We start from the raw sequence: 9,204 nt of genomic DNA on the forward strand, positions 1-9,204 counted from the left end.
CTTGTCGGGGGAGAAGGGGCCTTCCCGGGCGGAAGACTTCCGCCACGATCCGCCCTCTTCCCCACTGTCCTCCGGCTCCCGCAGACCCGCCATTCGGGTGGCCGTCACCTGCGAGTGGCCGCCACGTCCGTTCCATAGACAGTGTCTACGCTACCCCTGGTAGACACTGTCTATGGAACATGGAAACCCCCTGCGGGAACGACTGATCGACGCCGGCGTCGAGCTCGTCATGACCGACGGCTCCGCATCGCTCGGGCTGCGCGAGATCGCGCGGCGAGCGGGCGTGTCCCACGGCGCCCCGCGTCGCTATTTCCCCACGCACCACTCCTTGCTCTCCGCCATCGCCCGCCGCGGTTTCACCGACCTCGCCCACCGCGTCGCGGCGGCGGTGGACGCGGTGGACTCCCCGCGCGCCCGGCTGCGGGCCCTCGCCGATGCCTACCTCGGCTACGCGTGGGAGCACCACGGCATGTTCGAGCTGATGTTCCGTCACGACCTGCTCGACAGCAAGACCCACGAGCCCGCCGGTGAGACCGAGGCACCGGAACAGCCCCGCCTGCGCGAGTCGACCCTCCCGCTGTTCGCGCACCTGGTCGGACTCATCGCCCAGGACCGGGAGGAGAACGCGGAACGGGGGACCGGCACCTCCGACGAGGCCGTCGCGCCACCGGCCGTGACCGCCGCCGCCCTGTGGACCAACCTGTACGGCATCGCCGAACTCCGGGCCCGACGCAGCCTCCAACTCGCCCTGGACGCCGCGTCCCCAGACGGCGGCGACCGGCTGGAACCACTCGTCGCCGCGGTGCTCGACGCCCACCTCGGCCGGGCGAACCCATGACGGCCACAGCCCCTGCGTCCCCTTCTCTTCGGCCACGGGTCGCGCTCGTGGCCTCGGTGGCGGGCGCCATGATCGTGGCGCTGGACGGCACGGTGCTGCTCGTCGCGCAACCGGATCTGCAACGCGACCTCGGGGCGGACGTGACCCACGTCCAGTGGACCAGCACCGGCTACCTGCTCGCGGTCGCCGCCTTCCTCGTCATCGCCGGGCGGCTGGGCGACCGGTACGGGCACAAGCGGCTGCTGTGCATCGGCGTGCTCGGCTTCGGCGCGGCCTCGGCGGGCATCGCCCTCGCACCGGGCGTCGGCTGGGTGATCGGCCTGCGCACCGCACAGGGCGTGTTCGGGGCACTCCTGCAACCGGCGACGCTCGCCCTGCTGAGACTGGTGTACCCGGCCGACCGGCTCGGCGCGGCGGTCGCCGTCCGCACCAGCGCGATCGGGGCGGCCGCGGGGGCGGGCCCGGTGCTCGGGGGAGCGCTCGTCGCGCACTGGGGCTGGCGCGCCGTGTTCCTGATCAACATCCCGGCCGCCGTCGCCATCGCCGCGCTCACCCTCGCCGTACGGACACCGGCGTCCCCGCGCACCCCGTTCCGGCGGTACGACCTGGTCGCCGGCGCCCTGCTCGCCGTCCTGGTCCACACCCTGGCCGGCATCCCGGACCACGGGTGGACGGGCGCCCGGACGCGGCTCGGGCTGGTGCTGAGCGTGGTGTTCGCGGCGGGGCTCGTCGCGCACGAACGCCGCAGCGCGCAGCCGGTCGTGCCAGCGGTGGTGACGCGCTCGGTGCCCGTGATGGCGTCGATGGCGCTCCTGCTCGTCACCTCGGGCGCAATGTTCGGCGCGCTGTTCGTCGCCACGTTCTTCCTGCAGGAGGGCCTGGGTCTCGGTCCGCTCACCACCGGTCTGCGCGTCCTCCCGCTGACCGTGCTCATGATCATCGGAGCGCCGGCCGCCGCGGCCGGGGTCCGCAGATTCGGGCCGCGCCGCACCGCCGTCGTGGGCCAGGTGGGCGTCGTCCTCGCCATAGCCGGCCTCTCGCGGCTGTCCCCGGCCGGTTCCTGGCAGGAGACCGGCGTCCTCTTCGCGGTGCTGGGCGCCGGATTCGCCACCGTGATGGTCACCGCCACCGGCACCGTCGTCGGTGACGCGCCACCCGGTCACGCCGGAGTCGTGGGTGGACTCAAACAGACGGCCATGAACGTGGGCCCGACCCTCGGGATCGCCGTCGCCGCCGGTCTGATGCCCCTCACCTCGCCCGCCGTTACCGCCTCGGCGGGGTCGGCCCCGGCCGTGTCGGGCCCCGCCATGGACCAGGCCCTGCCGGCGGTGGCGGCCCTCGCAGCGCTCGGCCTGGTCCCGGCGTGGGTGCTGCCCCGCCGGTGACGTCGCCCGAACGCGCGGTGTCCGGGCAGGGCGGCGGACCTGCCGGGCCCGGCCCGTACCCCGCCCGGCCGGCGCATGCGTGGGGCGGGTACCGCGCGGCGGCGCCCGCCCCACGCGGCGAAGCCGCTCGCGTCGTCGCCGGTGACGTGCGCCAGTACGCTGCGAGAAGATCGCGGCCCGTGGACGAGGAGCAGACCGATGGACCTCCGCTTGAGGACGATCAGCCGGGACGAGCACATGGCGTACATCGACGGCCTGCCGTCGGCGAGCCATATGCAGGTGCCGTCCTGGGGCGGAGTAAAACCCGACTGGCGGGCGGAGAGCCTCGGCTGGGTCGACGGCGAGGACCGGATCACCGGCGTGGCCCACGTGCTCTACCGGCCGCTGCCGAAGCTCAAGCGCTACCTCGCCTATCTGCCCGAGGGCCCGGTCATCGACTGGTACGACGACGACCTCGACCGGTGGCTGAAACCGCTGCTGGGCCACCTCAAGGAGCAGGGCGCGTTCACCGTGAAGATGGGGCCGCCCGTCGTCGCCCGGCGCTGGGACGCGGCCACGGTGAAGGACGCGATCGCCGACCCCCGGGCCCGCCGGCTGGGCGAGGTCGAACCCACGACGCAGGACCCCCGTGCCTTCGCGCTCATGGACCGCCTGCGCTCCCTGGGCTGGCAGCAGTCCGGCGGCCACAGCGAGGAGGGCTTCGCCGCCGGTCAGCCGCGCTACGTCTTCCAGCTCTCCCTCGCCGACCGCTCCCTGGATGACATCCAGCGCGGCTTCAACCAGCTGTGGCGCCGCAACGTCAGGAAGGCCGAGAAGGCCGGGGTCAAGGTCGTCCAGGGCGACTACGCCGACCTGGACACCTTCTACGCGCTCTACACCGAGACCGCCGCCCGGGACCGGTTCATCCCGCGCCCCCTGGCGTACTTCCAGCGCATGTGGAAGGCCCTGACCGCCGAGAACCCCGACCGCATGCGGCTCTACCTCGCCGAGCACGACGGGGAGGTGCTGGCCGCCGCCACCATGCTCACCGTGGGGCAGCACGTCTGGTACTCCTACGGTGCCTCCACCAGCCGCAAGCGCGAGGTCCAGCCCAACAACGCCATCCAGTGGCAGATGATCCGCGACGCCCACGCCATGGGCGCGCGCGTCTACGACTTCCGCGGCACGACCGACACGCTGGACGAGAGCAACCACCTGCTCGGTCTGCTCCGCTTCAAGGTCGGCACCGGCGGGGAGGCGGCCGAGTACGTGGGCGAGTGGGACCGCCCGCTCAACAAGGTCCTGCACAAGGCGTTCAACCTCTACATGGCACGGCGTTGAGCCCCGGGCCGTGGCGCAGCCGGTGACCCCGGAGGCGACGCGGCCGGGCCTCCGGCACGGCGACGTCCCGGTCAACGAGGCGTACCTCATCGGTGGCGGCCCATGACGCACACCACGGGCCGAACGTGCCCTGCGTCATACGGGCCCCGCGTGGCTGCGCAGTAGTCTGCACGGCGATCCAGCACCCCGAGGGGACGCCCCGATGCCCGCAGACCTTGCCCCGCTCATCTCCGCCACCACCCAGTGGCTGACCCGCGCGTTCCCCGCAGGCGGCGGCGCGCTCACCGCCGCCCTGGCCGAGGCGCAGGCCCGCCAGGCCGTCACCGTCGCCGCGTGGCTGCGCTACCCCACGGACCTGGACGCCGCCCTGGTGGCGCTGGTCGGCCCCGGCGGCTCGGCACGCCTCGACGCGGTCACCGGGGCCCACGGCCACGAGGCGACCGAACCGCAGGACCTGGCCTGGCGGAGCTGGGTGGACGAGGTCGTCGCCAGCTGGGCCGCCCACCTGCTCACCGCGCCCGACGCGGCCAGGGAAGCGGTGAAGGCCCTCGAAACGGGCGAGCACACCTGCCCCGGCCCCGCGGAGTTCCGCCGTCTGACCGAGCCGAGCGCCCACGACCTGGCGGCCACGGCACTGCTGCGCCACCCCGATCTGCTGGAGCCGATAGCCCGCCTCCACCACGCCGGACTGCTCGATCGCCTGCGCCTCGGCCCGGCCCGCGCCCGCTGACCGCCGGGAGCGGTGAGCGGGAGGTCAGCTCTTGCCGCGGCCGCTCAGAAGGTCGCGGGCCCGGTCGACCAGTCCGGCACCGGGGCCGAGGATCTTGTTGCCGGGCGGGGTGTCGGGGGTGGAGGGGTGCGGACGGGTCGGGGCGGTCTTCTTCGCCGCACGGACCTTTTCCCCCAGCTCGTCCAGGGTCTCGGGGGAGCAGGCTGCCGCGAGCAACGGGAACAGCCGGCCCTCCTCGTCGCGCACGTGCTCGCTGACCTCGAGCTTCAGCTTCGCCACCAGGTGGTCGAACTGCGGGTCGTCCGCCGGCAGACCCTCCAGCTCCTTGAGGTGCTGCTCCACCTCCGCGTGGTCGGACAGTTCCTTGTCCGCCATGTCGTCCCCGTCGTCCACGAACCTGCGCACGGCCGGGTAGAGGTGCATCTCCTCCGCCACGGAGTGGCGGACCAGCTCGATGGTCAGCTCGTCGGCCAGCTTCCTGCGCCGCTCGTCACCGACCGGCTGGGCCTCGATCTTCGCGAACAGTTCGTCGACCTCGCGGTGGTCGGTGGTGAGTTCCGCGATCACGTTTCCGCCGTGTCCCATCAGAGAAAACCCTCTCCGCCTGTGTGGTGTCCGTTGTGTGGTGCGAGCCGAAGTCAGCCCACCGTTCCACAGGGGTACCCCCGAACCCCTCCAAAACACGGAGCCACGCCTCACGCTGGGCAGCCTGGCGTAACCGCACCCGCCCAGGTCACATCTCCCCGCGTACGTGAGAAAACCGACGCAACGGGTACACAGCACCCCATGGCTCACATCAAACCCCTGGCAGTCGTCACCGGCGCTTCGAGCGGGATCGGCTTCGAACTGGCACGCCAGCTGGCCGAGCGCGGCTTCGACCTCGTCGTCAACGCCGAGGACCACGACCGTCTGCGCGACGCGGCCCAGCGGCTGCGCGAGGCGGGCGCCCAGGTCGAGGCCGTCCAGGCGGACCTGCGCGGCTACGAGGAAGCCGAACGGTTCTACGCGGCGGTCGCGGCGACCCGGCGGCCGGTCGCCGTGGCGGCGCTGAACGCGGGCGTCGGCCGGGGCGGGGCGTTCCTCGACACCGATCTGGCCGACGAACTGGAGATCGTCGACCTCAACGTGCGGGCCACCGTGCACCTGGCCAAACGGGTGCTGCGCGACATGGCCTCGCTCGACGCGGGCTACCTGCTCCTCACCTCCTCCATCGCCTCGACCATGCCCGGTTCCTTCCAGGCGGTGTACAACGCGTCCAAGTCCTTCCTGCAGTCCTTCGCGCAGGCCCTGCACAACGAGCTCAAGGACACCGGGATCTCGGTCACCGCCCTGATGCCGGGCCCCACGGAGACGGACTTCTTCCACCGTGCGGACATGGACGACACGAAGATCGGCCGGCAGCCCAAGGACGATCCGGAGGATGTGGCCAGGCAGGGCCTGGACGCGCTCTTCGCGGGCCGGGACAAGGTCGTCGCCGGATCGGTCAAGACGAAGCTCCAGGAGCTGGCCAACAAGGTCCTCCCGGACACCGCCAAGTCCGAGGCCCACCGCAAGATGGCGGAACCGGGCTCCGGCGAGGACAGCCCTTAGGGACGCGGGGCGGCGCCTGTGCGGTGGATCAGTGCCGGGCTTCGGCGTCCGCGGCCACGGCTTGCCTCAGTTCCGTGGTGACGGTCCGGAGACAGGACGGGAAATCGCTCTGTCCCCGGGCGTCGATCCACCGGCCGAACGCGCCCTGGAAGGCGACCGTGGCGATCCGGGCCACCAGCTCGGCCCTGTCGGCTTGTACGCCGCGCCGGACCAACGCGTCGCGGATGGCCGTGGTGACGGAGGCGATCTTGGTGCGCTCGCGTTCCTGGAGCTCCGTGCTGCTGTCGATCAGGGCGCGGCGTTCCGCCGAGTGATCGACGTGGGCGGTGAGCTGGGAGCCGACCCGGGAAAGGGCGTCGAGGGCCGCGGACAGCGGGGGGGCCGCCTCGTCGGCGTCGAGCAGCGCATCCGATACCGCGACGGGCAGCCGTTCGGAGCCTGCGAACAGGACCTCACGCTTGTCGGGGAAGTAGCGGAAGTACGACCGCCGGGTGATCCCGGCGCGCTCGGCGATCTGGGTCACCGTCACGCCGTCGTAACCGTGCTCCTGGAAGAGCTCCAGCGCGGCCTTCGTGAGGCGCTCCTGCGTACCCGGGTCCCATCTCGCCATGGCTCGACCTTAGCAAGCGATGTCTCACCGTGTCATCGGTGCTAGCCTGAGTGATGACACAGTGAGACATCATGGTCGGCTCGGGACGCATGCCGCCCGGACCGAAGGAAGGAGTCCCCATGAAGCCGGACACTCGGAGCGACGAGGTGTGGATTCTGGGAGCCACGGGCCGGATCGGCCGCGCGGTCGCCGCCCGCCTGGTGGCCGCGGGAGTCGATCCGGTCCTGGTCGGGCGGGACCGTGAGCGCCTGCGCGAAGCCGCGGCGGCCCTCGGCCGGGACGGCGGACCGAGGATCGTCCAGGCCGATACGGCGGAGCGCATCGGCGACCGGATCGGCGAGGAGCGGCCCGGGGTGGTCGTCAACACGATCGGCGACTACGCCGCGACGGCCGCCTCGATCGCCCGCGCCTGCATGCCGGGAGGCCACTACCTGGACCTCGCCGCCGACCTGGCCGCCGTCCCCCGGCTGCTCGGCCTGCACCAGGACGCGACGGTCGCGGGCAGCACGCTGGTGACCGGCGCGGGCTTCGGCGTCCTGGCGACCGAGGCCGTGGTGGTGAAACTGTGCGAGGACCGGCCCGCCCCGCGCGAGGTGCGCGTCGACGCGCTCGCTTCGGTGGCCATGGAAGCCGGGGTCGTCGGTGCCGCCTTCGCGACCACCTCCGTCGATGTGCTGACCACCGGCGGGCGCCGCTACCGTGAGGGCCGGCTGGTCAGGACCCGGCTCGGCGCCGGCCCGGTCACGCTCACCCTTCCGGACGGACAGACGGTGAAGTCCGCCGGCGTTCCCTCGGGCGAGCTGCTGGCCGCCCAGCGGGCCAGCGGGGCGCCTTCGGTCACCGTGACCTCCGCCCTCGCCCCCACCTCTCCCGCCGTGCGGGGCGCGCTTCCCGTGCTCGGGGCCCTCCTGTCCATCCCCGCCCTGCGGCGTCTCGCCGTCGCCCGGATGGCCGGGATGCGGATGAAGGCCGCCCCGATGCCCCGGCGGCACTCCTGGGGACACGCCGTCGTCACCTGGCCCGACGGCACCAGCCGTGAAGGCTGGCTGCGCGCCGGTGACGGCATGGACTACACGGCCGATGTCGCCGTCGAGATCGCCGTGCGGCTGGCACGGGGTGAGGGCCGGCCCGGTGCCTACACGCCGGCCGCCGCGTTCGGCCCGGACCTCGCCACCGCGGCCGGCGGCGACTTCATCCTCGACTGAAGCTCCAGCCAAGGGTGAGGCTGAGGTAGAGGGGGAGGTCCCTCGCGGGCGTCCGGCCGTCCGGCCGGCGCCGTGGGCCGGGCTGCGTGCCCGGCCCCTTGTTCTCTTGTCTCAGCCCTCAACGCCTTGCAGGCCGCCGAGCGGCCACGCCTCGATATCGCGGTAACGGATCTGCCCCTGGCCGCGCCCCGCGTTGCTGCCGACCAGGTGCAGTCGCTCGGCGGGCCAGGCGTGGCCGCGGAACCCGTCGAGCCGCGCGGCGATCTCCGCGGCCGATGTGTGGTCGCCCCGGCGGACCCGGGCCAGGGTCAGGTGGGGGCGCAGCGGCCGGTCCTCCAGGGGGACGCCGCAGTCCTTGACCACGGTTCTGACGTCGGCGGCGAGCAGATGCAACGCGTCGAGGTCTCCGGCGATCCCGCTCCACGCCACCCGCTCGTCGAACGTCCCGCCGCCGTGCAGCGACAGGCGGGGAGGGCGGTGGGACGCCGCGAGGTCCGCGAGCGGCGGGCGGAGCAAGGGAACGGTCCCCGTCGCAAGTTCGCCCAGGAACGCCAGGGTGATGTGCCAGTCCTCGACGCGGTTCCACCGCACGTGGGGGTGCGTGTCGTACGCGGGGCGCAATTCCTGGGTGAGCTCTTCCTTCGCCGTGTCGGGCGGGGCGAGGGCGATGAACACGCGAACGGTCGCGGGCGGGTTCTGTTCGTTCACACGGCATTCGTATCGCACGCGCGCCGGGCCGCCTCCGCCGGCCAGACGGCAACAACCAAGGCGATGTTACGCACGGTGATGAAGATGGCCATGGATTCGAGGCGGGGCGCGCACCCGGCGCACGGGAGCGCGATGCGATCGGCGCGCGCCCAAGGGCGTGGGGGCGTACGCCGGCGGTTATCCGGATTTACGCGGGTCGTATTCAGCGAAACGTGAACAATCGGGACACGGCGTGGCTGGATATTTCCGCAGAAGCGGACCTGGCATATGTCCCGGGCCGGCCTTCGTGCATGTCGCAGCCGTGCGGGCCCGTAAGTAATGGGCTGAATTTGTCTCTTTGGCCGTCGAGGGTCCTCTATGGTGATTGGCGTGAACGGGCGAAGCCGGGAAGCCCGGTTCGACCATCGGCGTGACGCCGGTATCCCGAGACGTAACGTATCTCCGCCCACGTGGCCGAGGTCGTGGCGGAAGGGGTGGGCGGCTCGGCGGTGGACTGCGGTAAATCCGTGCGGCGGGCCCGTATCTGTCTGAAGAACATGTCGTGGCATGTGTGAAACAAGTGGGGGACGGTCGTGGCCAATCCTTTCGATGACGAGTCGGGGCGGTTCGTGACGCTGGTGAATGGCGAGGGTCAGTACTCGCTGTGGCCCGCGCACATCGAGATCCCGGGCGGCTGGAGCGTCGGCGGCCCGGAAGGATCGCGGCAGGAGTGTCTCGACGCGATCGAGGCCGCGTGGACCGACATGCGGCCCGCCGGCCTGGTGCGGGCCATGGAGGTCGACGCCGGGTAGGGCGGGCTCAGGGGCTGTCGAGGGTCC

At 72.3% G+C, this 9,204-nt stretch carries 10 protein-coding genes; 7 read left to right on the top strand and 3 right to left on the bottom strand.

Annotated features, from left to right (window positions below; all coding sequences use genetic code 11):
• Window positions 1-172: 172 nt before the first annotated feature.
• From E6P78_RS06460 to E6P78_RS06475, 4 genes are all read left to right on the top strand, one after another.
• Window positions 173-838: a TetR/AcrR family transcriptional regulator gene (locus E6P78_RS06460; RefSeq protein WP_136202527.1), complete on the top strand. Its 666-nt coding sequence runs from the start codon at window positions 173-175 to the stop codon at window positions 836-838.
• The gene (locus tag E6P78_RS06465; RefSeq protein WP_136202528.1) at window positions 835-2,223 is read left to right on the top strand and encodes an MFS transporter; all 1,389 of its coding nucleotides are present in this window, start codon (window positions 835-837) and stop codon (window positions 2,221-2,223) included. Before E6P78_RS06460 ends, E6P78_RS06465 begins: the two co-directional genes overlap by 4 nt.
• 198 nt (window positions 2,224-2,421) lie before the next feature.
• Window positions 2,422-3,543 (top strand): peptidoglycan bridge formation glycyltransferase FemA/FemB family protein, encoded by a 1,122-nt coding sequence (locus tag E6P78_RS06470; protein ID WP_136202529.1) that lies wholly within the window; start codon window positions 2,422-2,424, stop codon window positions 3,541-3,543.
• A gap of 202 nt (window positions 3,544-3,745) precedes the next feature.
• Window positions 3,746-4,273: a hypothetical protein gene (locus E6P78_RS06475; protein ID WP_136202530.1), complete on the top strand. Its 528-nt coding sequence runs from the start codon at window positions 3,746-3,748 to the stop codon at window positions 4,271-4,273.
• 24 nt (window positions 4,274-4,297) lie between these two features.
• On the opposite strand, the gene E6P78_RS06480 is transcribed toward E6P78_RS06475, so the two are convergent.
• The gene (locus E6P78_RS06480; protein WP_136202531.1) at window positions 4,298-4,858 is read right to left on the bottom strand and encodes a hemerythrin domain-containing protein; all 561 of its coding nucleotides are present in this window, start codon (window positions 4,856-4,858) and stop codon (window positions 4,298-4,300) included.
• A 201-nt stretch (window positions 4,859-5,059) separates the two neighbouring features.
• Here E6P78_RS06480 and E6P78_RS06485 point away from each other — a divergent pair, with 201 nt between their 5' ends.
• A complete protein-coding gene (locus E6P78_RS06485; protein ID WP_136202532.1) occupies window positions 5,060-5,863 on the top strand; it encodes an SDR family NAD(P)-dependent oxidoreductase in 804 nt (267 codons plus the stop codon).
• 28 nt (window positions 5,864-5,891) lie between these two features.
• Here E6P78_RS06485 and E6P78_RS06490 read toward each other — a convergent pair whose 3' ends face one another.
• Window positions 5,892-6,473, bottom strand: a complete 582-nt coding sequence (locus E6P78_RS06490) for a TetR/AcrR family transcriptional regulator (protein ID WP_136202533.1) — start codon at window positions 6,471-6,473, stop codon at window positions 5,892-5,894.
• Window positions 6,474-6,592: 119 nt separating this feature from the next.
• On the opposite strand from E6P78_RS06490, the gene E6P78_RS06495 reads away from it, so the two are divergent.
• Window positions 6,593-7,678: an NAD-dependent epimerase/dehydratase family protein gene (locus E6P78_RS06495; protein WP_136202534.1), complete on the top strand. Its 1,086-nt coding sequence runs from the start codon at window positions 6,593-6,595 to the stop codon at window positions 7,676-7,678.
• A 111-nt stretch (window positions 7,679-7,789) separates the two neighbouring features.
• Here E6P78_RS06495 and thpR read toward each other — a convergent pair whose 3' ends face one another.
• The gene (gene thpR, locus E6P78_RS06500) at window positions 7,790-8,386 is read right to left on the bottom strand and encodes an RNA 2',3'-cyclic phosphodiesterase (RefSeq protein ID WP_206307736.1); all 597 of its coding nucleotides are present in this window, start codon (window positions 8,384-8,386) and stop codon (window positions 7,790-7,792) included.
• Window positions 8,387-8,958: 572 nt separating this feature from the next.
• Here thpR and E6P78_RS06505 point away from each other — a divergent pair.
• A complete protein-coding gene (locus E6P78_RS06505) occupies window positions 8,959-9,177 on the top strand; it encodes an MbtH family NRPS accessory protein (protein ID WP_136202536.1) in 219 nt (72 codons plus the stop codon).
• The last annotated feature ends 27 nt before the right edge of the window (window positions 9,178-9,204 follow it).

The organism is Streptomyces sp. A0958 (genome assembly GCF_004795035.1).
Classification (GTDB): Bacteria; Actinomycetota; Actinomycetes; order Streptomycetales; family Streptomycetaceae; genus Streptomyces.